This is a genomic window from Photobacterium chitinilyticum, from assembly GCF_004104355.1.
Classification (GTDB): domain Bacteria; phylum Pseudomonadota; class Gammaproteobacteria; order Enterobacterales; family Vibrionaceae; genus Photobacterium; species Photobacterium chitinilyticum.
The window spans coordinates 206,999-233,433 of the sequence record NZ_RJLM01000008.1; the positions used below are offsets into that span (position 1 = coordinate 206,999).

At 50.7% G+C, this 26,435-nt stretch carries 10 protein-coding genes and 1 tRNA gene; 1 reads left to right on the top strand and 10 read right to left on the bottom strand.

All coding sequences use genetic code 11. The annotated features are described in order from the left end of the window. Nucleotides 1-186 precede the first annotated feature (186 nt). The 7 genes from EDI28_RS18430 to fabD form a co-directional block, all read right to left on the bottom strand. A complete protein-coding gene (locus EDI28_RS18430) occupies nt 187-5,622 on the bottom strand; it encodes a non-ribosomal peptide synthetase (RefSeq protein WP_128785358.1) in 5,436 nt (1,811 codons plus the stop codon). Further along, complete coding sequence (locus EDI28_RS18435; protein ID WP_164918589.1) at nt 5,619-7,373, bottom strand: ABC transporter ATP-binding protein; 1,755 nt, start codon at nt 7,371-7,373, stop codon at nt 5,619-5,621. Before EDI28_RS18435 ends, EDI28_RS18430 begins: the two co-directional genes overlap by 4 nt. Next, a complete protein-coding gene (locus tag EDI28_RS18440) occupies nt 7,366-9,141 on the bottom strand; it encodes an ABC transporter ATP-binding protein (protein WP_128785360.1) in 1,776 nt (591 codons plus the stop codon). Before EDI28_RS18440 ends, EDI28_RS18435 begins: the two co-directional genes overlap by 8 nt. 82 nt (nt 9,142-9,223) lie before the next feature. Continuing rightward, nucleotides 9,224-12,778 (bottom strand): beta-ketoacyl synthase N-terminal-like domain-containing protein, encoded by a 3,555-nt coding sequence (locus tag EDI28_RS18445; protein ID WP_128785361.1) that lies wholly within the window; start codon nt 12,776-12,778, stop codon nt 9,224-9,226. A gap of 21 nt (nt 12,779-12,799) precedes the next feature. Beyond that, on the bottom strand, nt 12,800-17,536 hold the full coding sequence (locus EDI28_RS18450; RefSeq protein WP_128785362.1) for a type I polyketide synthase: 4,737 nt from the start codon (nt 17,534-17,536) through the stop codon (nt 12,800-12,802). Nucleotides 17,537-17,577: 41 nt separating this feature from the next. Next, on the bottom strand, nt 17,578-22,122 hold the full coding sequence (locus EDI28_RS18455) for a beta-ketoacyl synthase N-terminal-like domain-containing protein (protein WP_128785363.1): 4,545 nt from the start codon (nt 22,120-22,122) through the stop codon (nt 17,578-17,580). Between the two features lie 4 nt (nt 22,123-22,126). Further along, entirely contained in the window at nt 22,127-23,389 is a 1,263-nt protein-coding gene (fabD, locus tag EDI28_RS18460; protein WP_128785364.1) for an ACP S-malonyltransferase, read from the bottom strand. A gap of 244 nt (nt 23,390-23,633) precedes the next feature. Between fabD and EDI28_RS18465 the strand changes: the two genes are divergently transcribed. Beyond that, nucleotides 23,634-24,374, top strand: coding sequence for a thioesterase II family protein (locus tag EDI28_RS18465; RefSeq protein ID WP_128785365.1), 741 nt, complete (start codon nt 23,634-23,636; stop codon nt 24,372-24,374). Nucleotides 24,375-24,397: 23 nt separating this feature from the next. Here the strand turns inward: EDI28_RS18465 and EDI28_RS18470 are convergent, their stop codons facing one another. The 3 genes from EDI28_RS18470 to EDI28_RS18480 all read right to left on the bottom strand — a co-directional run bounded on the left by EDI28_RS18470 (nt 24,398) and on the right by EDI28_RS18480 (nt 26,410). Continuing rightward, nucleotides 24,398-25,456: an SGNH/GDSL hydrolase family protein gene (locus EDI28_RS18470; RefSeq protein ID WP_128785366.1), complete on the bottom strand. Its 1,059-nt coding sequence runs from the start codon at nt 25,454-25,456 to the stop codon at nt 24,398-24,400. Between the two features lie 280 nt (nt 25,457-25,736). Further along, a complete protein-coding gene (locus EDI28_RS18475; RefSeq protein WP_199287460.1) occupies nt 25,737-26,042 on the bottom strand; it encodes an MliC family protein in 306 nt (101 codons plus the stop codon). A 291-nt stretch (nt 26,043-26,333) separates the two neighbouring features. Further along, nucleotides 26,334-26,410 (bottom strand) — tRNA-Asp (locus tag EDI28_RS18480). Nucleotides 26,411-26,435 lie beyond the last annotated feature (25 nt).

The following is a 26,435-nucleotide window of genomic DNA, read 5'->3' on the forward strand; positions in this document are numbered from 1 at the left end:
AGTAACAAGCGGCATAGCTGTTACATTTCGCAGGCCTATGGTTTCGGCTTTCGCGGTAAGGGTAGCCTAGCTACCCTTTTTTCTTGCCGTTACCGCAATCTCTATACCTTACATTCTCGCGCGTATTGTAAAGAGCTCCAACCAAATGCATTCCCATGTAACAGGAACACATCAGGGCCAAAACTATTAACGGATGTTGCCAACAAGGTCATTTAGCACATTTCCGATTTGGGCAAAACTCGCCTGACAGCCGTGAAGATTATTAAGACTGGATGTAATTGTTAATACATCCTCCCCGGAGAAAACAAAGACCAAGTCAAAAAGCGAGTTTCTTTTTACTGCCTTATTGTCATCACCTGAAATATAAACACTACAGCGCCCGTCTTCCTTCTGTGGCAACAAATTGCAAAACTTAATGGTGGTATAGTCAGAAACAGACATAACGACCCGCTCAAAAAAAGCCGGTAGGCTACCCACTCCGGTTAAGTCAATTGCAATATGACGACACTGGGCATCACCATCACCCAAATACAAATCTAGACAGTTTTGCTCCGTAGCGGCAGCCAGAGCATAAACAATCAGACCGGTCAGCAACGTATCTCGAGAGACGTCAAGCTGCAACCTGATCTCCTCTAGCTGCCGATGCTGTTCGGCTCCATAACGGTATTCCCATTCAGGCGCTGGTGTGTTGCTGCCGATTACCGCCGAGGAAAACGGAATGCCCAGACAGGTGACTGTTTCAGCTTGTGTTTGCTGGCGATCGTACCAATCAGCCAATCCAGATATCGTGGCATATTCAAGGATATCAATGGCCATGACTTTAATGCCCTGCTCGGCCAGTGCCTTCTGCACCAGCACCACATGGAACGAATTCCCTCCCACGTCAAAAAAGTTATCATGAATGCCAATATGCTGAGTCGGCAATACTTCAGTCCACGTCTGGTAGATAACCTGCTGGGTACGCGTCTGTACTTCTGCCTTCGGCAGATCGGGCAGGCTTGTTTCTATGGCAGGAAACGCCCTGCGGTTGATCTTTCCGTTTGCGGTTAACGGAAAATCCGCCAACTGGGCCCATGCGTCAGGCACCATGTAGTCCGGAAGGTGTGATTTCAGATGCTGGCGAAGCCGATCTGCTTCAATGTGACTGTCAGCCTGGTAAAATGCACACAGGTAGCTTTCGGAGAAGCCCTGCACCTGACGCTCCCTCACCAGACAGACGGCATCATGGATAGCTGGGTGCCAAGTTAATACTTCTTCAATTTCGTGTAGCTCTATCCGATAGCCTTTGACTTTGACCTGACTGTCTTGTCGACCGCAGACACAGAGCTCTCCCGAAGGAAGCCAGTAGGCCAAATCACCAGTGCGATACATTCGCTGGCCTGGCTGGAAGGGGTTATCGACAAATGCAGCTGCCGTTTTCTCCGGCAGCTGATGGTACCCTCTGGCCAGCCCCTGCCCTGCAATACACAACTCGCCCAAGCTGCCCATAGGGCAAAGCTGCTGTGCCTGATCCAGTACATAGAGCTGGGTATTGTCAATAGGACGACCGACCTTGCTCTGGCTTGCATAAGTCAGCTCGCATACCGCCGACCACACGGTCGTCTCGGTCGGGCCGTACATATTGAAAACCCGAGCTGAACAGCTACGCCTGATACTCTCCACCAGCTCAAAACCGACATACTCCCCGCCCATCAGTACCTCTTCAATCCCCGCAAAGCACTGCAAGGCCGGCTCAAAAGCCAGAAACATCTTCATCCTCGACGGGGTAAACTGCAGCGTGGTGATAGACTCAGTCCGGATCAGCGCACTCAGCGCCGCCATATCCTGCTGCTGCTGACGGTTGGCAATAACCAACTGCGCACCGGTCAATAGCGGGAGGAAGAACTCCAACACGAAAATATCAAAGGAAAAGGTCGTGAGGGCCAGTACGGTTTTGTCAGCAGTGAACTCCAACGAACGTTCCATTCCATTGATAAAATTGACCGCGGAGCCGTTTTCGATCATTACGCCTTTTGGCTGTCCCGTCGAACCCGAGGTATAAATCACATAGGCCAGCTGTTGTGGTTCATAAGTGATCCCTGCCGGTACCGAGCTCGGATACTGTTCTATCTCCTTGTCTCGGCAGCCAAGGATCGTGCCGCTGAACAGCCTGGACGCCTGATCTTGAAGATCGGTGATCAATAGTTCGATCCCGGCATTATCCATCATGTACTGTAACCGCTCGTCCGGAAAACCAGGATCCAGCGGGACATAAGTCATACCGGCCTTCAGTACTGCCAGTATTGCCACGGCCAAATCGACAGACGGTGTCACCATGATCGCAATGCGGGCGGGCCGCTTGCCTAGCCGTTCAAGCAGGGCATATGCCAACTGGTTGGCGCGCTGATCGAGGCCGTGATAAGTCAGGGACTGCTCCTGGCTGCGACAGGCTTGCTGTTCGGGAACCCGCGCAACCTGCTGATGAAAACGCTCAATCAAAGTTTGTACGCCGACAGCCGGGTGTGACGTTTGATTAAACTGTTCCACTAGCTGCTCGCGCTCATCTGACGGCAGCATATCGACCAGCCCAAGAGGCTGCTGCTGCGACAGTTGAGGGATTCGTTGCAGTAGAACCTGCATATGTTGCACCAGCTGGCTGATCCGGCTGCTATCAACCATGTTAACGGCATAGGAGAAAGCCATCGTCAGCGCCTCCCCGTCACGGTAGGCATCAACCACAAGATCCGCCTTGACCTGCCGCTGGGGTATATGGACCTCTCCGGCTGTTACGCCTGTCTTATCAGAACGCCACATCATGGCATCATGCAAAGCAAACATGGTATCGAACAACGGCTGTCGACTGGCACTACGGGGAGCCTGTACGGCCTCGACAAGAAGCTCGAAGGCAAAATCCTGATGGGCCACCGCTCCGGCGAACTGCTGCTGAATCAAAATAAGATAATCCCCGAGGGTCATCTCACTTTGATACGGGGCACGCAGTGGTAGCACCCGCATAAACACCCCGGGCACCTCTGCAACTTCCGGCAAGTCTCGACCTGCGACTGGAACGCCAATCACAACATCATCTTGCCCGCTCATCTTATGGAGAGCTAAGGCATAGGCGGCATACAACAGCACGAATAACGTGCATCCTTGCCTGCTGGCAAACTGCTGTAGTTGCTGCAACAGTTCTTGCTCAACATGCAGGTTCAGCGTTTCCCCTTCGCCGTTAAACTGCAATGGCCGGTCTCGACCCGGCGAGAGCTGCAAAGGTTCGGGCAGGCTTGTCAGTACCTGCTGCCAGTAGGCCAAATTGTCAGGTTCACGTCTGGCCAGTTGCTGCAGGTTATATCCGATATAGTCGTGGTATTGCCAGGGCTGGGGAGCCGGTGACTTGTCTTGATAGCAATCCAGCAGCATCGTAAGCAGCAGTGTTGCACTCATCCCGTCAGCAATACTGTGGTGAATATCCAAGGCCAGATAGGAGCAGTCTTCCGATACTGACCATAGTCCGATCCTTATCAAGGGAGCCTGTTCGAGGAGGAAAGGACGGACAAATACTGCCAGCTCCGAATTTAGCTGCTGTTTGTCAGCCAGCTTAGCAAACTCAACCGGTATCGATACCTCAGGCATCACCCGAGTGATCACTTCACCATTCTCGATGGCAAACACCGAGCGTAATATCATTAATTGCTCGGCACAGCTGTCTATCGCCTGCTGCAGTCGTGACACATCAAGCTGACTGTTAACCTCGACAACTCGAGTTAGGTTATAGCTGGTATCTTGCTGGCGAAACTGGTGAGCCAGAATAATATTGCGCTGCAGGACAGACACCGGCCCTATCTGATCTGAGGACACCCGCTGCAATTTGCAGACAGGGCGCTGACGCCCAGTCGATTGCAGGTACACCAACTGTGCTGCCGGTGTAAGATGCTCGAATAGCGCCGCCACTTCAACGGTAACGAAAAAAGCCTGTTCCAGTTGTACCTTCAGTGCCATCAACAACAGGGAGTGACCACCACGACGAAAGAAGTGATCGTCCATTCCAACCCTTTCTTGCTGTAGCACCTGTTGCCAAATCAACAGGATTTTTTGTTCTTGTGGATTCTCCGGGGCACGGTAGACATCAGCACGCAATTCAGCGCCGGTCAGTTCCGGCAGCGCCTTGCGGTTGATCTTGCCATTAGGCAGCATGGGCAGCGCATCAACCAGTATCCACTCGGCCGGCACCAGCGTCTGATTCAGGCGCTGATCGACATAATCAAAAATTAGCCCGCCATCGACCTTGCCCGAGACTATAAATGCCCGCAACCGTGCCGAGGGCAGGCCGCTGTCAAGCACCTGCACGACACACTGAGATACGGTCGGAGCCTGCTGGACAATACGCTCGATACCCAGCAAATCAGCCCGCACGCCGCGGATCTTGATCTGATTGTCTTTGCGCCCCAGACATACCAGCTGACCGTCAGCCAGCCGCTTACCGATGTCCCCTGTAAAATAGTAAGGGGGAGACTGACGAAAACAACGCCGATTTTCCTCATCCAGGCCAAGATAACCATAAGAGCGCATGGCCGTTTCAATCACCACCTCCCCGGGCTCGTTCTCGGTACAAGGTTTCCCCTGCGGATCCAAGATATGTACCTGCACCTGCTCATCAAGAGGACGGCCGATCGGGATCACATCCAACTCCCTATCATCGGGAGTGATCCGCCGGAAGACTTTCGCCAACGTAGTCTCGGTCGGGCCATAGAGGTTAACCAGCTGACAGCGGTTTTCACCATAACAGGCATAGAACTGGGTCAGATCCTGACCGCGGAGCTGCTCCCCGGCCAAAAACAAGAATTCCAGACTAAGTGGCTGCGGTGTAGCAGCCTGTAACAAACGCTGCCTAAACAGGGTCGGTACCATATGGAGTACGCTGATTTCCTGCAGGTTAAGCCAAGATAAAAGTTGATCCGTCAGAACGAGATCCCGCTCGACAGGCATCACCAGCACGGCCCCTGCGACCAGCGGCAATAGAACTTCGCGTAAGTACGGGTCGAAGGCCGGTATCGTCACCTGCCCGACTCTGTGGTGGGCTGATATGCCAAATTCGCGCTGTTGCCACATGACAAAGTGGCTCAGCCCCCGGTAACTACCAAGGATAGCCTTCGGCTCTCCCGTCGAGCCTGAGGTAAAATAGATGTAGCATGGATCCTGCGAGCGCGGAGGATCCAGCACCGACAGCGAGACAGCTTCCAGATACGGAGATACCTCATCCCAAACAACAATGCTGGGTGATTCAGGCAGCGAGGCTGCAATCTTCTCTAGCTTCTCGGCATGACGCGGTGAGGTCACAATACACGACGGCGCGATGCGTTGTATCATTTTGGCGGCCAGCTGCTCCGGCAAACCAACATTAACGGGTGCAAAGACATGCCCGGTATGCAGGCACGCAAGCAGGGTACTCACAAGGGTCGGGCAGGAATCGAGGTAAAAAGCAATATTTCCCGGATTTTGCTGTTGTAAATGATAAGCAATCGAGGCCGTCTGCTGCCTCAAGGCAAGGTAGCTTATCTGCTCGTATCCCCACTCGATGGCTGTCGCCGTCTTCCGCTGGGCGCATTGCTGTGTGAACATCTCGAGTAAATCGTGTTGCCTCATGCTGCCGTCACCTCTTCCTGATTGGATTGCATCACTAAGTCAAAGTAGGCACCTTGTTTGTGCATCAAGGTATGGTGGTTACCATGCTCTACCAGCTGTCCGTCCACCAGCACAAAAATCTGGTCAACATTGCGGATTGTCTTGAGCCGGTGTGCGATAACAATGGCTGTCTTTTGCTGCAATAAGTCATCCAGCTCAGCCTGTATCTCAGCCTCGGTCCGGGCATCCAGCGAGGCTGTGGGCTCGTCCATAATCAATATTTCTGCCTCTTTCACCAAGGCACGGGCAATCGCCAATCGCTGTTTCTGCCCGCCGGAAACATTGCCTCCTCCTTCGGTTATCTGGCTCTCATAGCCATTAGGCAAATGGGAGATGAAATGCGAGCATCCTGCTCGTTCGGCCGCTTGCTCAATCTCGGCCATGGTGCACTCCGGCCGGCCATAGGCAAGGTTGGCCTGGACCGTATTGGAGTACAGGAAGGAGTCCTGGGGAATAAACGAGAAGTTCTGGCGCCAGCTTTCTACATCCAGCTGCTCGGCTTCTCGTCCATATACGGAAATAGTACCTTCAGACGATGTGTATAGCCCCATCAGCAATTTCATCAGGGTCGATTTGCCCGAACCACTGGGACCGACAATAGCAACCGTCTCACCACGACGAACAGAAAAGCTAACACCGCGGAGCACCGCATCGCCAGAAGGATAGGCAAAAGACAAATCCTGCACATCAATAACGGGGAAGCTTAAGTCTGGTTCTTTCTGCTGATGCCTGTCGGTTCGCTCACGAGGAAGGGCAAAAAGCTCAAAGATCCGTTTTGCGCCAGCCAGTGATTTTTGCAAATACGCTACGAGGCCACCGAGCTCGCGAAACATCATGTTGAGCGCCGTAAGTAACTGGATCATTGCCACAATTTCACCAAGAGGCGTTACTCCCATCGCCATTAGCATGGCCCCGAGTACCAGCATACCGGAGAAATTCAAAATTTTGAGGTTGAAGTTAGCCAGTTCCAGCTTGGCTCTTATTCCACTGTTTTCCTTAATATTGTCCAGCCATTTTCCATTGACCTGTCCATAGTTATCCTGCTGGGAAGACTGCATTTGGTAAATCCGCACCTCTTTGGATCCGTAGACCGCATCCATCGCCGCCGCCGACATCCGACCGAGCGTTGCCTGGATACGATCACTGACAACCCGCATCTTTCCGGCATAGTAGTGATTGACGACCGCCGTCAGCACCGCCACAACCACTAAGATAATCCCGACCTTCCAGTCAATGACCATCATGGCAATAACGGCACATATCCCTGTCAAGACAGTAAAGACTAGCTGCCTGAACTGATAACCAAAGACTTCGGAGACCGCATCAACATCGCTGTTAACACGTGAGATCAGTTCTCCCGGGTGATACTGCTCGATATCACCGACCCGCCCGGCAGACAGGTGGGCAAATAACTGCAGGCGCAAGTCGGCCAATGTTTTAAAGAGGCTATGGAAAAACAACTTCCCGAAAATAATGAAGGTCAGGCCGGTAAATAGCCCCATCCCAATCACAGCTAAACTGGATCGCTGAAGCTGTACCATATCCTGTTCAACTATGGCATTGATCATATCTCGCATGATAAAGGCCAGCGAAATCATGATAATCGTCTCGGTTAGCGCATGGCCCAAAACACCGGCCAGATATCCCAGCCGCCGCTTTTTCATCAGCGTAAACAGCTGCAACAACTCGTCCCATTCTGCTTTCTTAAGCATGGCTCGGCTCCTTATGGGTTGCATGGTCGTAGTAGGCTCGATGAAGGCGGTAGAAATGCCCCTGCTTGCTCATTAGCTCGCTGTAACTGCCGTTTTCAACGACTCTGCCCTGATCAAGTACCACGACCCGATCCATCATTGATGTAATCGCCAACTTGTGGGTGATCACTATCACGGTCCGCTCATCCGCCTCACGCAGGATCGCCTGCTCCACCAGGTTTTCGCTGCTTTGATCCAGCGAAGCTGTCGGCTCATCCATCATCAGCACAGGTGCTGGCTTCAGGAATGCCCGGGCCAGCGAAATTCGCTGTTTCTGACCGTAGGAAAGCGACACACCATTTTCGCCCAATACGGTATGGTATCCCTGCGGCTGTTCGCGGATAAAACTATCGGCATAGGCTTTTTGAGCCGCAATGATGACCTCGCTATCGGTTGCTCCCGGCTTGGCCAGACGAATGTTTTCCATAATCGAGACAGGAAATAGGAAAGTCTCCTGGTTTACCACCGACAGCTGTTGACGGTAATAGTCTCCATCCGGCTTGCTGTTCCCGATCGTCTCAGCCGCTAGGCAGATCTCACCAGAGGACTGATAAAACCCGGCTAGCACCTTGAGCAAACTGCTCTTCCCGCTGCCGCTCTCGCCAACGATAGCGACCTTTTCTCCGGGTTCGATAACCAGATCGATATCTTGCAGCGCCTGGACGGCCTGATCTTTCTCCGACCGGTAGACCAACCCAACCTTACCCAGCTTTAACTGCGGCCGTTCAATATCAGACAGCCTGAGGTGATCCAACTTTTCATCAGCCTCGTCCATCAGCTGGAAAATACGCTTGCTCGCCCCTAGGGCATCTTTGCAACCTGCAATGTGTGTCGGTAGCTGGGCAACAGGATCGATGACGAAGTTAAGCAGGTAGAAGAAAGCTATAAGTTCACCGAGGCTAAACTCTCCGGTGAGGGCGCGACCACCACCAACAATCAAACAGACAATACTGGGCACCAGCCTGATCATTACCTGCACCGGCCCCATCCAGGCATATCGATCTACCAGCTTAAGCTGGCTCGTCAGCCCGGTATCCATCTGCTTCTTGAAATCTTGGTACAGGTAGCCACGTAAATGGAACACTTTCATCGTAGAAAAGCCTGCCAGCATCTCGGCCAGCACGGCAAACCCTCGACCAAAATAGGTCTGGGTATTCATTGACAGCTGGGACATCGAACGAGTCATCAACATAATCAGGAGAAAGCCAACGGGTATGGGAATAATACTTAGCAGCAATAGCTGTCCGTCCAAGACCGCAAGGTAAACGGCTCCCATGACAAACATAATCGGGTGCAGAATCAATAACGGCAGGCTAACTTCGGCGAAGGTATTAATCTTGCGTATATCGCTGCTGAAACGTGCAACGACATCACCCGCATCATAGTGCTCGAGAGCCGCTATCGACATACGAGTCACCTTCTGAAACAAGCGCTGGTTCAGCCGGTAAACAAAGCTGCCGCTGAAATAGCCCGACAGCTTGAAGCGAAAATACGTCGCCGTCGCCCCGACGGTCAGTACCGCCAGCAACAGCATAATATTGCCAACCTGGCTGCCAAATTGCCTGTCCACGGCCTCATCGATAATCGTTTTAAGCAAATACGTCTCTGCCACTCCGGCAGCCACCGTACCGAAGGCTGCAACGATGACCCCCAGCAGCAGCCCCCGAAAAACAAAGGCATCCTGTAATAGCCGGATCAATAACTTCAGATCCGAGCGGGAAATATCCATTTTCTCTTTACCCCACAAAAAATAACATTGGCCCTAGTCCAAAAAATGGCCCCCTGCCTAAACAGAGGGCCAGCGCTAACAACTAGTGGCTCTCACCGACTGTCTCGGCCAGGTGATACAAAAAATCACCAAAGTGCTCAGAGAGCTTCCTGATCGTCGGTTCATGGTGGATCTTCCGGTTATACCCCCATATCATCGTCAGCTCGCCATTTTGGATGCTTCCCCGCAGATCCAAAATATCGGCATGGACCAAATGATCATCATCCACATCGATGGAGATACCGTCGACGACACGAACAGGGCTGCTCTCGTCCACTTCGAACATGTCCCCCAGGTAGTTGATAGATACCTGTTTACGAAGGTATTCATAACGGCTGCCCGGCTGGCGTGACTCGATGTTTTGGGTAATGAAATTCCCACATCCCTTGGCAGGAAGTGACAGCAACTGCGACTGGATATCCAGCAAGTAAGCCAGCGGTGTCTCGCTCTGCCGGTGCTGCAATACCAAGTCGCAACCAACTGCAAATAGTCCCAATGTCTGGGTGAAGTCGTGGCTGCGATCATGAATGACATCGCGTCCGGTTATCACATTGTGGATCTCGACCCACTCCCCTTTGGTCCAACCGGCGATAGTATGGGCCAGTGCAGCAACCAAGAGATCAAGCACCGTCACCTGATGCTGTTTCACCAGCTGGCGGCAGAGCTTGTCAGTAGTCGCCCTATCGAAAGCCTGCTTATGCTCTTCTTTGGAATAGCGATAGTTGATCCCGTCGGCAATGTCCTGAGGCAGCAGCGGGAAGTCCTCAAGTGGCGTCTCTGCCATAAACTGCGCCTGCTCGTCACTGATTTCGCGAGCGTAACGCTGGCTTTCGCCGATGAACTGGTAATAAGACAGCGGCTTGCTGCCGAGGCTAAGAGGACCACCTTGCGCAACCTGGTTGTACAAAGACATCAGGCTCCCGATATAGAGGTTGAGGGAGAATGCATCCATCAGCACGTGGTGGAAATAAGCAGCAAGATAAACCGGTTCTCCTTCGCCCTGGGTGAACAAGGTAACGGTATACAAAGGCCCGGACGCCAAATCCAAGGTATAGAGCTTGCTGTTAACCGTCTGCTCGATGAACCCTTTCCGTTCCGGTTCCGGTAGGTGAGCAATATCGACATGCTGGAAGTTGACCGCCTCCCCGACAGGCATGATGGCCTGATGCCAGTCACCTCCAGCCTTGGTAAAGCGCGCCCGCAGGATATCGTAGTAACTATCGAGATACTGCACAGTGTCGTGCATTACTTTAGGTTCCAGCGAGTACTGTACGGCCAGCACAACTCCCACCGTTAGGTGGCCCGGGTTCTTCAGACTATCGCTGATCCCCAGCATAAAGGCCTGCGTCGAGCTGATGGGCTGGTCGCCGGTGATCATATCCTGTATCGGTGCCAGTGCCTGGATATCGGCTTCAGGCTTATCTTCCAGCACCGCGGCAAGGGCTTCAATGGTTTGGTGCTGATACAACAACTCGGCTTTTACCTGTTTGTGCAAGTTATGGCTCAGGCTTTGTACCAGCACGGCGGCACTCAGGGAGTTACCGCCATAATCCACAAAGCTCTGATCGACGGCGATAGTATCCAAGCCAAACAGCTCTCCCCATATCGCTCCAATCGCCAGCTCGGTGTCGCTATAACCTTCCTTCCCTCGACCGGTGAGACGTACTTGGTACGCCGGCTGTTCCGTATGCTCGACAGCCAAAGACCTATCAGGCTGTCGGAAGGGATGCAGCACTGATTGCGGAGGCCAACAGCGCACTGTATTTCTTGGATAGCCGGGCAAACTGATCCGCCGGAAGGTATGTCCGTCATACAACGACGTCCAGTCAATTTGCTTGCCAGTCCGATAGGCCGCCTCAATCTGCTCCAACAGGAGAAGCTCACCCCCGACCGCCCTTGGCAGTATCGCCAGCACCTGCTTAGCCGTCGACAATGTTGTCAGCACCTGATAAACCACACCGTCTTGTAACTGGCAGAACCCATCATCACCGAGTTCCCGGCAGACGAGCTCCAACCTACGCAGGCACTCAGCCCGGGAGGTAAATGCAACGGTAACCACATGGCTGCGGACCTGACGACCGGTATTGGCCGTATAACACATATTCCCCAGTTCAATTTGCTCATCACGGCGAATACAATTTTGCATCGCATTCAGCTGTGCTTTCAGCTGAACGCGATCATCCGCCGAAACGGTCATCAGGTAAGGTACCGCCGGAATATCCGCGGCAGGCGCCTGATACTCCTCAATCACCACATGACAGTTGGTCTTGGTCATACTAAAGGCACTGACGCCGACCAGCTTTTTCTTGTCCGGCTGCGGCCACTCGGTCAGGCTATCCTGAATATAGACTGGTGACTGCTCCAGTTGCAGGTGATGGTTGGGAACATGAAAGTTAGGTGATGACGGCAACTTATTATATTTCATCGCCAGCAATACCTTGACGACCCTTGCCAAGCCAGAGACTCCTGCAGTATGGCCAATATTGGCCATCAGAGAGCCCATACCACAAAACTGCTTCTTCTTGGTATACGGCTTGAAGGCACTGATAATCGAAGAGAGTTCGATAGAATCGCCCAGGTGGGTTCCGGTGCCATGGGCTTCGATATAGTCCAGCTCTTCCGGATTAATCTTTCCATCCTGCCAGGCCTTCTGCAAGACCTTACCCTGCCTGACGGCCTGTCCGTCATGGTTAACCGCCATCCCCCGGATCACACCGTAAATGTGATCGCCGGCCTCAACCGCTTTTTGCAGCGGTTTGACAATCACACTACAGGCACCTTCTCCCCATAACATGCCATTGGCATTATCATCAAAAGCGGCACTTCTATCCGTCGTTGCATTCATGCCTTCCATACCGTCAGCAACATCGCTTTGGTAAAGGTTCAGCAGGTTAACACTGGCAACAATCGCCTGTTCGCAGCTATTGTCACGAATGGCATTGACAGCAGCATCCAATGCCACCAGCCCCGAGGAACACCCGGTGTCAATAGCCAGGCAAGGACCTTCGGCATTTAGCGCCGCAGCAATCCGGCCAGGGAACCATCCCGTCATCGAGCCCATACTGCTGTACAAACTCTGATCCTGAACATAACGGTCAAGATTAAACTTGCCATTATTGTCGATCCCGACAAATACCCCGGTATTGGTGTTCATCCACTGCTGCGGGCTATATCCGGCGTCATCTATCGCCTGCCAGGCGGTCAGCAGAAGCTCCCGCTGGCCCGGATCCATCAGCTGGGCTTCCTTCGCCAGTAAGGAAAACTCACTGGCATCAAACTTATCGATATCGGCCAATAAGTTATTCATGCAAATACCGGCATCTTTCGGAACTGCCGGCTCGCCGAACAAATAGCGCATATCTGCGTGCCGGTCAGACGAGTATGCCCCGCCCCCGGTCTTCTCCCGTATCAGCTTCTGCCAAAACGCCTCTGGTGTATCGGCGGCAGAGAAGCGACAGGAGATACCGACGATGGCCACTTCGGTCCGAGAACGATTCGCACCAAGAGCCTTGATCAAGGCCAGCGCGTGACCTTTGTCAAATCCCCCTTCCTGAACCTGTTCAAGCAAATACCTAGCTAGTGCTTTATTTTCACTCATTTCGGTGTCTCCGTCCCAAAGTTACTCAACAGCCTGCAAAATGTCATCGATAGAGGAATCACCGCTATCCAGACCATCAAGCATTGCCATCAATTCATCATCATCAGGCTGCACCTTTTCTGTCGAAATCTCTTCTGATGATCCGTTGAGGTAATCGGCCATCATGGCGACGGACGGATAGGAGTAGATATCCGTGATATCAAACGATCCAGGGAAACGTCGCTCAAGGGATCTTTGCAACTCAATTGCCAAAATAGAGTCTCCCCCCAGGCTGGTGAAGGTATCGTAGATATCTATTTCTTTGAGACCGAGTGTCGTCGCCCAGATCACGGCCAGTTGCTGAGTATTCTCGTTAGCCGCGCCCTGTTCGAACCCAGTCAGGGTCACATCCTTGGCATCGGCAGCTTCATGGGAGCCTGAGCTGCTCTTCGCCGGAGTATCCTTGCCGACCTGCTTACGCACCTGCTGGCGGATCCCCTCTGACAGAGGAACAATAGACCCCCGCTCATCGAAGATTGCCAGGTTTAGACGGCCACCACACAACACCGGCAGATTGCTTTCAAGCATGGTATCTAGCATGTCCAGCGCCTCGGTATCACCGAGCCCGTAAACATAGGTTCCCTCACCGGATCCGACACCATAGTCCACCGCCATGCCGGTCTCCATCCAAGGAGCCCAGTTAATTGCCAGAGCACGACGTCCCTGAAGCATGAGGTTCTCTGCATACCCGTCCATAAAACTGTTCGCCGCGGTATAGTCACCCTGCCCCTGACCGGCAAACAGTGACGATATCGATGAGTAGAACACCATAAAGTCGGTTTCATCTTGTTGGGTCAGACGATCAAGCAGCACAGTACCTCGGATTTTTGGCAGCAGAACCTTGTCAAAGACCGGCTGTTCTTTGTCCATCAAAAGACCACGGCCAGCCGCACCGGCACAATGGAATACACCGTTAACCCTGCCATATAGCATACGCGCCTTGTCCAACGCAGAAGCCAAGGATGCCTCATCGGTCACATCAGCACTGAAGTACTGCACATGGCTGCCCGCCACCTCGATGGTGCTCAAGGCCTCACTCACCTTTTCCATTCTCGGATCGTCAGGATTCATTGCCGATCGGCTAAGCAATACAATATTCACAGGCTGCTTGCCGGCCAGATGAACGGCCGTTTCCAACGCCAAACCTCCCGAACCACCAGTGATCACATAGCAACCGTCAGATTTCAACGAAACAGGCTCTGAGCCGATCTCGGCTGGGTTTACCGCAGCAAACTGCGGCATAAACCGTTCTTCGCTTCGGAAAGCAACGCTGAACGGACCTTCAGCATTGGCGAGCTCTGCCACCAAACATTCAGCGCTTGTATGCTGATCAATATCGATAACACGCGTCGCAATCTTTCCGTACTCCACACTGATCGCCTTACACAATCCTTCGACAGCCCTACCATAGGCATTGATCTGCTGTTCCGACGAGGTCTGCTGGGCCTGATTGGTGAGTACCGTGAATGAGACCTGACTGCTGACCTTGTTTGCCAGCATGGCCTTGATGGTATAGATGACGCTGTAAATTCCCTTATCCAGCAGGGTGTCGTCATCCGGTATCGAATCGACAAGGTAACCGTGTACAACATGGGCTATCGGCTCGGCGGCCAGCATCTCAAACAGGGCTAGATGATCTGCTTCACCGCTTCCGACGGTGTAAGTGACGGGATCAATCTTGGCCAGTTGATCTCCCAGTGTCACATTAATCACTGTGGCACCACGGTGCTCCAGCTCCGACTTGAGTTGCTGGCTCCGCTCATCACCGTTATTGAGAAATACCAACCGGCCAGAGATTTCTGATGCCTGGCTATCGGCGGCAGCCACCTGCCAGCCTACTCGGTAAAATGCCGAGTCTTTATCGTTCTGGGCTTGGAAGCGCTTGCGGTCAACCCGCTTGATGTTGTAATCCGTCATCTCGGCCAGGATATTTCCGTCGGGATCACACAAGATCAAATCAAACGTCAGCGTTTCATTTTGTCCGCTCTTGGAGCTCTTGAGTCGGGTTACGGTATAGAATTCAGCTGGCAGCGGCGCATAAATCTTCATCGACGTATAGATATACGGCAGGTACATTGTGCCGGGGACGATAGTCTGGCTAAAGCCGTTGGCACTTTGATCCAACATACTAGGGTGCAGATAGTAAACATCTAAATCAGGCCAGAACTCCGGCGACAGCTTATTGTTATGGATAAATTCATTGTCACCCACCCACTGCCGCTCGGAACAACGCCAGCGAGGTCCGAAGGAGAAGTCGGTATTATTGCTGTACATGCTGTCCTGGGCAGCCTTGCCAGCTTTGAGCTCCTCGAGATCCACGCGCTGTTCCGGCACTGAAGAAAGCTGACGCAGCGAGCCGCTGATATGTCGTACCCAGCCGGTACCGTCATCGCTGATGACCTCGATATCCAGCATCCCATCGCGATGAGTCACGACATATTGAACTTCATAGCCGTCGGTTTCAGCTGTCACCACCAGCGGCGCCAAGAATGCCATGTTGGCAATCTCTACCGGCACCTCTCCCCAGTAGTAGATCGCAATCTGCTTGAAGGCCTCGACATAGGCCGTGCCCGGAAGAATATTGATCCCAAGGATCAGGTGTTCGGTCAGCGGCCAGTGCTCTTCCAACGAAAGCTCGGTCGTAAAGATGTCCTTGTCCCGGCTCGATACTGCCAGCTTGTGCAACAACGGATGGATATGTTCCTGAATCTTCCCGGCCCCGCGGAAAGCGTCAATCATTGCAGGCTCAGGCCAGAACGCCTTGCGATCATAAGGGTAGACCGGCAGCCTTACGCGGCAACACGCTGATGTATAAAGTTTATCAAAGCCAATATCAGCCCCTTTGACATAATAGCTCGCAAGGAATGTTTGCTTGATCACCGAAACGGCCGGCTTCGCAACCAAGTCCGCGGTAAGCTGTGCCGCCGCCCGGCTATGCTCTTTCTTTTCGTGTTCAGTGAGTTCACCCTGCTCACGATGTCGCTTGCTGTCACTAACAACCTTGTGCTCGGCAAACAAGAACCAGTCTTCGGTACACTGCTCATAACCAGACTCAATCACCGACCGAATCTTCATGCGTAGATCCGAGACAGAGCTGGCAATGATCATCGCCCTCAGGTTGTAGTGCCCACGGCCGGTTGAAGCGGTATAACAGACATCCTGAATGGCCAGCCCTTCACCGTCGCCCTCAAAGTAAGACAGGTAGCTTTCTAGCAAGGCCTCAAAAGAGACAACAGACTTGGCTGAAATCGGGAACAGGAATGAGGAATCCAAGGATTTCATCCGAGCCGGCTGGGAAGGAGCCTCCTGAACAACAACGTGGCAGTTGGTTCCACTAAACCCGAATGAATTGACCCCGGCGATTCGAGGAGCATCAGCGGTCGGTTGCCAAGGCAACATTTCGCTCGACACATAGACCGGGGAGTTAGGGAAATTAATGAACTGGTTTGGCTTTTCAAAGTTAATCGTCGATGGCAGTTTCTTTGCCTGCAAAGCCATAACGACCTTGATAAGCCCGGCAATTCCCGACGCCCCGACCAGGTGCCCCATGTTAGATTTGGCCGTCCCGATCGCACAGAACTGCTTCTTATCGGTAAACCGCTTGAAGGCATTGGTTAGCGCTTTGATTTCAATTGGATCGCCCAATGCAGTCCCGGTACCATGAGCCTCTATATAGCTGACCTGCTCGGGGTTTACCTCAGCATCTTTCCATGCCTTTACCAGCATCTCTTCCTGCGCCAGCGCATTGGGTGCCGTATAGCCGTTCGAACGACCATCATTATTAGCGGCACTTCCCCTGATCACGGCATAAACCCGATCGCCATCCTTAATGGCTTGCTCAAGGGATTTGAGCATTACCACTCCAGCCCCTTCACTCCACACTGTACCGTTGGCCCGGTCATCGAACGTCTTAACGATACCGTCAGCCGACTCGTAGGTGGCCAGTGAGGTATCGGCCCCAATGACTGGATTGTACTGGACTCCGCTGACACCACCGGCTAGAGCCATCTCGCACTCCCCGCTACGGATTGCCATACACGCCTGGTGGACAGAAACCAGTCCGGCCGAGCAGGCGGTATCCGTCACGATACTCGGCCCTTTTAGGTCAAACAGATATGAAATCCGGCTCGACAGAATACCGGTCCATGTGCCGGTAACGCCTAGCGGCTCGTCTTCAACCATAAGGTCAAAGCTCAAACTTTTGGTATGGTTACGCCCGATAAATACACCGGTATTAGAACCGAGGATCCTGTCGCCTCCATACCCGGCATCCTCCATGGCATGGTATACCTCCTCAAGGAAAATCCGCTGGATCGGATCAATTACAGCCGCTTCACGGGGAGAGATGCCAAATACGTTGGCATCGAACTGATGCACTTGCTCAAAATAGCCCTGCTTCTGATAGCTAATTTTATCTTCGCGAAAATCTGTAATCGCCCGGTCGGGATACTGCTTATTAAAAATATTTTCAATGTAGTACTGAATCGCCTGTTTGCGGGGTTCAGGTAAATCGCGTATTAAGTTGATGCCGCGAACAATGTTGCCCCAGTATGCCTCTTTATCCGGCCCGCCGGGGAAACGTCCGGCCATTCCGATAATGGCTACATCTTTACTTTTTTTCTCGCCGCTTTGCAGTTCATTAAGCAGCTTCTTGGCATCTTCCTTGGATAAGGTATTGTTTGCCACCTGGCTGAATATGTATTTCTTTAAGTCAGACATAACGCTTCCTTGACCCTTAATATCTAATTCTTTATCGATAACTAGTTAAATGACTTCGCATTCGCTTCTTCGACCGAAATATCCCCGGATTCCAACTGGCTCAGTAAGGTATCTATATCGGTATCATCGCTTTCCGACTCGGACTCTTGTGGTTCCGGAGGTTCGACCAAGGGACGAATATATTCAGCAAGCTGCGAAACAGTGGGATAAGTAAAAATATCAGTGACATCAATGATTTTGCCGAACTCTTTCTCGAGCATCTGAATCACCTTGACAGCCAGGATGGAATCTCCACCCAGATTAAAAAAGCTATCGAAGAGATCGACCTCACCGAGACCAAGTACCGAGGCCCAGACGGCAGCAACAGACTGATGGATATTGTCCGTCGCCAAATTACCGTTCCCCTTCAGCACAACAGGTTCGTCGTTCGGTTTACTTTGTTGCGGTCTGGCTTTCTGAAGCGAGAAGCCCAATGTCACAGGGAGCTCCTCTTCCGGCTGGTCATAGGATGGATTAGCTACCCCCGGCATAACAACGCCCTGACTCCGAGTTGCCAACAAACGGTCTAAAACAGTCATCCCCTGCTTGGTCGTCAATGGGGCGATCAGGCCATCGAACTTGGCATTTTTCTCGACAGCCATCCCGATTTCCGACCAGGCTGGCCACTGAATAGACAAGGCAGGAAGCCCCTGCAGACGGCGACGTTCGACTAATCCGTCAAGCCAAGCATTGGCATAGGTATAATCCGACTGTCCCATGCCGGCAAAAACAGCCGTGACCGAAGAATACAAGACAAAAAAGTCCAGCGTATCCTCTCGTGTCAGTCGATCCAGCAGACTTGCCCCAGCGATCTTCGCCTGCGTGACCTGACGGAATTCAGCCTCGTCCTTACGGAAAATGAACCCATCCCCCGCAAGTCCTGCGGTGTGGATCACTCCTCCTATCGCACCATAGTCTCGACGGTTTTGTGCCAGTACAGGGGCAACCTCAACCTCGTTAGCAATGTCCACTTGATGATGCTCGACCGTGGCACCTGTCGCCTGAAGCTGTACGATAAGCTCACGGAGCTTACGGGCTTTATCATTCGTACCCAGCGGATCAGTTCGGCTTAGCAAACACAGATGGCAGGATGCCTGAGAGGCAATAAACAAGGCGGCCTGCTGTGCAAGCGCCCCTGTCGCCCCCGTAATCACATAACTTTTTCCAGTACTTATCGCCGGAATTGGCTGGGATTCAGGTAAACGACGTGGTTGCAGAACAGGCTGGTAACAATGCTGATCCCGCCATACCAACATCTGATATTTTTCAGGCTGGTTGAGCAAAGGAACGATTTCATTCGCAGGAGTATCTTGCGGCACATCCAGGCAACTTACCGTGGTATAGCGGAGCTCCTGACTCACGACCTTCGCCATTGCGTATATAGCGTGTACTGCCGGATTGACCGTCCCTCCAGCCCCCAAGGAAAAACCATTCCCAGAAACAATGTTGAGCTGTAATGGCTGCTTGCGCAGACTCAATACCAAGCGCTTGGCAAAACGGAATAAATCAATTGCCGTTTGCTCAAAAGCGGCCGTCATATCTTCGTCCGGCAAGCCACCAAGACAAAAAATAATCCGGTCGGCGCTAAGCAAAGAAGCGAGATTGTCCTCCAGTACCGCAAGGCTGCCACAAACAACAACCCGATTGTTTTGTGCCAATACTTTCAGTAACGGCTGTAATGTCTCACTCTGCTCGGCACCTAGCAGTACGATGTCCTCCCCTTCGGGAGCACTTGATCGGGAAAGCTCCTGCGGGACCAGTACCGTTTCGAAGCCATCAGCCAATTCAGTACGGAAATCTTGCCTGTACTGCTTGATGACGTAATCACGGACAGCCATGACAGGTTCATTGTCCGGACCGACAATATCGATATCATACTTCACGGTTTCCGGTGCCGGATCTTCCCCTTTCTTCATCGTCAGCAATGCCGAAAACTGGGCTGGTAGTGATTTGTAGATCTGAATAGAACGATAAGAGAACGGAAGATAGGTATCAGTACCGGCCAGCCCGTTGGCAATATTGACACAGTGATCCATTAGTGCCGGATGGATATGATAATCAGCGACTTCTTCGGTAAAACGTCGTTCAAGAAAGAACTCGCCAATCACCTGATGTTGATAACGACGGGCCCGAACAAGACTATCCCAACGCGGACCGACGTCACTGACTTCCTGTTGGTTGATCTGGGCCTCGGCTACAGGCTCAAACTTAGCCAGGCCTGCACCTTCAGGCATAGTCAAAACAGGCGCTACCGGCTGGCAACGGTGGATCTCCCCCTGGGCATAGGTGATCCAGTATTCTCCCTGCTGAGCGGTCACTATAAATCGTTCGAATGTCCCCTCATGGATCATAACCAGCTGGATATCGCGAGGGCTTTGCGGCTCCACAATCACAGGTTGAAGGAAGATAACCTTCTGCAACTCGACTGCATCATACCCCAGGTAGCTAGTCGCCAGAGCCGAGGCCATCTCAACATAGGTCGTACCGGGGATAATGTAATTGCCATCAATGATGTGTTCGTTCAACACCCAATGCTTGTCGACATCAAACCGCGTCATGAAAATAGTGCGGTCATAAGAGTCAGCGAGGACACAATCAACCAGAGGATGATTGACTTTTCGCTCACCACGCTGTGTTGCCGCCTCTGACAGGGACACCCAGCAGCGCTTCGCCTCGAAAGGGTAAGTGGGTAACGATACGCGATGGTGTGCGCAGGCTTGATAAAAGGACGGCCAGTTGAGCGTTGCCCCTTGTAGATACAGCTTCGCAATCTGGTGATCTAACTGGCTGGTTACCATTTCAGCCAGTCGGTCCCGGGCTGTGTCGGTCAACCGCCGAAGTTCAGCATCACTGAGCTCTCCTTGCGCCTTTTCCTGCTTTCCTGGCGGGACAACCTTGTGATAGCCGTATTTAGGACTATCTGTCAGCGCGCCTTCTTGTAGCTGAAGCAGTTGTTGGCGTAAGTCACCCAGCCCACTTGTACACAAAATAAGCCTGTGGGCGTGGTGGGTACGACCACATGCCAGAGTAAAGGCGATATCCCCTAGCGACATTGAGAGTGACGGTGCCGACAAGAAAGTAACATAATCGGCGATCACTCGTTTCAACGCAGGCAGGCTAGTAGCAGAGAGCGGGATCCAATGAACATCATCCGATAAAGTAGTAACGGGATCGGGTACATCATACTCTTCGAAAACAGCATGGGCATTGGTACCACTGAGGCCAAACGCACTTAACGCTGCACGTCGAGGATAATCCGCCTTCGGCCAGTTTCTGCAAGTATCATTGACATATAACGGGCTATCGATGAAATCAATTTCAGCATTAGGTGATAGAAAATGCAGAGTCGGCGGTAGCTTCTTATACTTCAACGCCATGATCAGCTTGATCATACCGCTCATTGCCGCGGCATGATCCAAATGACCAACATTGCTTTTTACCGAACCAATCGCGCAGTACTGCCTTTTGTCGCTAAATAGCCGGTAAGCCTTGTCAATTGCAGACAGCTCAATCGGGTCCCCGAGCTTGGTGCCTGTGCCATGCGCCTCGAACAAGGCGATAGTTTCCGGGTCTATATCCCCTTTTCTCAGTACATCCAGGATCAGTTGGTGCTGGGCCTCTGAACTCGGGGCCGTGATCCCAACCGATCGGCCATCCTGGCTGATCCCTGTCGACTTCACAACCGCATAGATATGATCAGCATCACGCTCGGCATCACTCACCGGTTTTAAGATCAGCGAGACAACACCCTCCCCCGAACCGATCCCGTCCGAGCGATCATCAAATGTCTTGCACCGCCCGGAGGCCGAACGTAGTCCGAGTTCATTTTCAGTGGCAAGCGGCAGCAGACGAACTTTGACACCGCCGAGAAGCGCCATTGTACATTCTTTCTTTTGTAAAGATTGGCAAGCCAAATGCAGTGCCGTCAAACAGGATGAACAGGCCGTATCAACAACGAGGCTAGGCCCTTTCAAATCGAGGACATAAGCCAATCTGCTCGCGATAACAGATTGAATATTGCCGGCAGCCGATAACAGTTCGACACTATCAGGCGCTAATTGCTCTGCATACTGCCGGTAGGTCGGGTCGAAATCACTATTAAATCCGACAAAAATCCCGACCTTTCTTCCTAACAGCGTCGCCTTTCCGTAACCGGCATCTTCAAGGGCTCGCCACGCACTTTGCAGCAGCAGACGCTGATTGGGATCCATTCCGCAAGCTTCGTTATAAGACAAGTGGAAAAAGTCATGATCAAACTGATCGACATGCTCGAGAAAGGCAGCAGGGTAATAACTCGGGGCATGTTGTTTGTTATCTCCGGCATCGAGAGCACGCGAAGCAGGAAACGGACGAATAAAGTCTCTCTCTTGCTGAAGCTTGCACCAGAAATCATCCAGCTTATCGGTATCACCAATTCGGCAATCAATGCCGACAATCGCAATATCATGACAAGTTGAGCGAGGCGAAGAGCTTCTCTGGGTGAGTAACGAATCAGGCTCGGGGGGCTTTTTTTCCCCTTGGTTCACTTTAAGAAAGTCATTGAACATCCTACTAACCCACTAACTCTGTAACAGAAAAATCTGAGATAAGAGTCTTTAGCTGCACTTCGTCAGCGACCTGATTAAAGCGCTGAAGCTGCTCTTGATGCGATACCCCCTTGGTATCTAGAATTATTTTGAGAAGATCCAAGGCCTGTCTTGCCGTATCAATCGAGACATCTCCAGCCTCATTTAATGCCTTCAATGTGTTATACGGTTGGACAGCCCCTTTTTCATAAGCTTGTAAGTCATCATTGGTGTTTCGGGTACTGACAGCTACCGCCATGCACTTATTAAAGACATTGATGTGTTGTTCTTGATTGAACTGAGATCGCTCCGTTCGATTCATCATAAGAGTTCCCAGAAGCTCGCGATCTACCTTTAGGTCATAGGAAAGGGTTTCGACCGCATAATGATGTTTCGCCAGTTTTTTCAGAACAGCTCCCGGCCCCAGTTCCAGTGCCAAAGAGATACACGCATCCTGGATATAGTCCATGGTCTGCTTCCAGCAAACAGGGCTTACCAGCTGATCAACAAGCAACTGTTTTATTTCAGCAGCCTCTTTATATGGTAAGCCAGTCACATTTGAAATTACCGGGCAGACAGGCTCTCCAAACGGATACTTCTCTATTTCCCGGGCAAACTGATCAGCTGCAGCTTTCATCAGTGGTGAATGAAAAGCACCACTCACTCTCAGTCGCTGATTCTTGATATTGAGCTCGTTAAACCGGGCCTGAATAGCCTCGATACCATCTACAGAGCCAGATACAATGATCTGATCACCAGCATTGAAATTTGCCGGTGTGACAATGACATCTCCTGATGAGATCTGTTCACAGCTTTGCGTAACAAGACCTTTGTCCGCACCAATTACAGCCAGCATGGTACCTTGGCTGTTTGCGGCAGCCTCTGCCATCAAACGCGCTCGTTGCTCAACCAATTTCAGAGCATCGGGAAATGACAACACACGACTTGCTACCAATGCGGCATATTCGCCCAAACTATGCCCGGCAACGGCAGATGGCATAATTCCATAGTCAGATTCAAACTGGCGAAACAGCGCAACATTCATCGTTAATATTGCAATCTGGGCATTTTCGGTTTGTGTTAATTCTTCAGGGGAAGACTCAAAGCACAAAGCTGCGATATTCCTGCCTAATACTTCGGAAGCTTCATCAAATGTATTATTAACTACGGGATATAAATTAACTAACTCTCTTCCCATACCGATATATTGCGCCCCTTGACCAGGAAACAACAATGCTAGCTTTCTCATGTCTCACCCTCTGAATAAATGTAAAACCCGATAGATATTTAAATATATTTAACACACAAATAGATATAACCATCAGCAAGCGTTGTTACATCTGGAAATACTTCAAATAATTATCAAAGAAGCACATTTATCAACAAGCGATTTGCGATTCATATCTAAATTCATAAATATAAGCGACATCAACAGTACAGATTTAACTAAGCGCGGTATTATTAATTACTTTCACTTATAGAAAAGGTCAACAATGTCAAAATGGTACTCTCGATTTAATACAGATAATGCAAAGGTTAGAATTTTATTCCTGCCTTACGCAGGAGGAAGTGCATCTGTATATCAAAGCTGGATAAGTCAATTATCACCAGGAGTTGAAGCTATTCTTATTCAATTGCCAGGAAGAGCTAATAGATATGGTGAGAAGTTAATACCTAACATGCCGACTTTAGTATCTCAACTTGGCGAAAGTATTGCAGAAGTCACCGATCTACCTTACATTATTTTCGGACACAGTATGGGAAGCCGAATCGGCTATCAGTTGATAGATTTTTTGAAGAAAAAAGGACACCCATTACCTGCACACTTTATCGCCTCTGGAAGCAAAGCACCACACCAGAAAAGACATAAAGCGGGAAGCTACTTATTACCAGAAAAAGAGTTCATTCAAGAAATAAAACGCCTCAATGCCACTCTTCAGGAAATATTGGATAACAAAGAGTTATTAAAGATATGTATAAATATCCTGCGGGCTGATTTTGAAGTGGCAGACTATCAGTCAAATATTCCCAATGTAAAACTCAATATTCCATTCACCCTGCTATTTGGCTTACTTGATGAAGAAGTTAGCCTTGATGATATAGTGGAATGGGAATTACACTTCGAAAACAACAATGTGATTCTATTCAATGGTGGGCACTTCTTTATTGATTCTCACCAGAGCAAAGTAATTAGTGAAATAAATAAAATATGCAATAGTTTAGAGAGGGAGTAACCCTCTCTAATTCATCGAAAATATTATAATAGTGATAATTCCTCTATCTTCTCCACTAATTTCTCGGCCATGACTTGATGTTCTGAAACAATTGGGTGTCCCATACAGCCTAGATGTTCAGTCATATAATAGTGAGTATGAACATCTTCGATATTTCTGGCGGCTAGCTGACCTTCCACAGCACTCATTGGTTCACGAAACCAGTCTTTTGAAATCATCAGGATTGGGACATCCCCGTAGCGAGAGCGTTGCTCCAGAATGAAATCAACATAGGTGTTAACCCACTCATTAAAAAATGCTCCCATATCAGGCCATGGTTCACCTGGCTGTAATGGCGTACTAAAGTCATTGCTCCCCAAATTAATAACGACTAAATCCGGATGACGATCTTGATATTCTTCTCCGCCAGTAAATATTGAACCAACTTTGTTCTTATAATGCGGCAAGTTATGATACGGCTCACCACCATTCCAATTTCGAACCATCCCCAGGCCGGAATATGCGACCATTGTACGGCTAGCATCCAGCATATCAGCAGTAACAGAGGCATAGGATAAACGAGCATTTGTCGTATCGATCACCTCGGCAGTCGTACATTCCCGCTTATTTGACTCATTACCATACCCCACAGTTATCGAGTCTCCGTAAAATAAGATATGAGGCTGCTGATCCCATATTCCCTTGATCTCACCATCGGTCTCAAAACTCTCGATACGGATCATGGCATCATAGTTCTCATTGCGCTTAATGATCTCGACATCCACTTCTTCCTCATCGGAAAAACTCAGAATTTCATAGTTGGCCAAGCCCGCCGACGTCTTCAAAATATGGCTAAACTCACCATCAACCATGACATCAAACTGTGTACCGCGACCATCCAAATTAACGGCTAACCGAGTACCAGAAAATTCAAATTGAATACTCGAACCAGGCCAGCTCAGCTCAACATGTCCTTGACTCCAATTCTTAGCATGCCTTCCTTCATAGTTAACCCGATAATCTGTTGCTGAAACCGTTGTAGCAAGTGCATTACTACTCAATACCATTGAAGCCATCAAAACTGCAGCTCTTGCCAATGACATAGCTGTACCCTCCGTGCGCTGAGTTCCATAAAAAGTGGCAACAAGCTATCAAGATTCCTTTTGACTAACAATTCAGTAGTTAACGGATATTTACAATATTGAATGTGTTAATTCAAGCATTCGGGCCATCATACAATTATCATGAAACGCTCTTCCTCACACTCATGATTACTGGAAGTTAATTCAATACCCAGATGGTAACCCGGTTGAATCTGTGTCATTAAAAATAACATTATCAATGTAGAGTAAGCTAATAATGAATACAGCGGCCAATTTCACTTTATTCTCTAGCGGTACATCCTTCCAACCGAATTTCATCCCACTCCAGCATCGCTTCATCTCCCTTGGTATATAAATAAGTATTACCCTCAATATCACGATACTGTGCTCCCGAAGCAGATCTTCTCCTCTCAAGATTTCTTATATTATTCAAATAATGCACTGTTGCAGACTCAGCTGTCGGGTAGGTAAGCGTGAAATATTGACCAGCCTGACAATCATATGTGATCTCTGCTGGGAAATAGCTCTTATCTGTTGTACACGCAGTAAGCAGTAACATACTGACTGTCAAATATACCTTCTGCATATTATGTCCCTCATCAGGTTTTCTCTTTGATAAGTCTAGCAATAGGTACAGAGGTATGAGCTTAACGGTGTACTAGAAGCGAGAAGTGTATGTTCACGACTACTCATAACATCAAACGACACCTACCCTGAACGACTTTTCGGTGGGACACATTCGATCGCAGAGCGAACAAAACATTCAGACGTAAAAAAGCCCGAGTCTTTCGACTCGGGCTTAGTATAAATGGCGGAACGGCCGGGCTTGCATTCAAGCGGGACTCATTCGACCGAAGGGCGAACCCTTCAAATAAAGTGGCGGAGCGGACGGGACTCGAACCCGCGACCCCCGGCGTGACAGGCCGGTATTCTAACCAACTGAACTACCGCTCCACACGGTGATAAACAGCTTACTGTT

Coding starts and splice junctions, on each gene's coding strand:
- EDI28_RS18430 (WP_128785358.1), bottom strand. CDS start 5,622: ATGAGGCAACACGATTTACTCGAGATGTTCACACAGCAATGCGCCCAG.
- EDI28_RS18435 (WP_164918589.1), bottom strand. CDS start 7,373: ATGCTTAAGAAAGCAGAATGGGACGAGTTGTTGCAGCTGTTTACGCTG.
- EDI28_RS18440 (WP_128785360.1), bottom strand. CDS start 9,141: ATGGATATTTCCCGCTCGGATCTGAAGTTATTGATCCGGCTATTACAG.
- EDI28_RS18445 (WP_128785361.1), bottom strand. CDS start 12,778: ATGAGTGAAAATAAAGCACTAGCTAGGTATTTGCTTGAACAGGTTCAG.
- EDI28_RS18450 (WP_128785362.1), bottom strand. CDS start 17,536: ATGTCTGACTTAAAGAAATACATATTCAGCCAGGTGGCAAACAATACC.
- EDI28_RS18455 (WP_128785363.1), bottom strand. CDS start 22,122: ATGTTCAATGACTTTCTTAAAGTGAACCAAGGGGAAAAAAAGCCCCCC.
- fabD (WP_128785364.1), bottom strand. CDS start 23,389: ATGAGAAAGCTAGCATTGTTGTTTCCTGGTCAAGGGGCGCAATATATC.
- EDI28_RS18465 (WP_128785365.1), top strand. CDS start 23,634: ATGTCAAAATGGTACTCTCGATTTAATACAGATAATGCAAAGGTTAGA.
- EDI28_RS18470 (WP_128785366.1), bottom strand. CDS start 25,456: ATGTCATTGGCAAGAGCTGCAGTTTTGATGGCTTCAATGGTATTGAGT.
- EDI28_RS18475 (WP_199287460.1), bottom strand. CDS start 26,042: ATGCAGAAGGTATATTTGACAGTCAGTATGTTACTGCTTACTGCGTGT.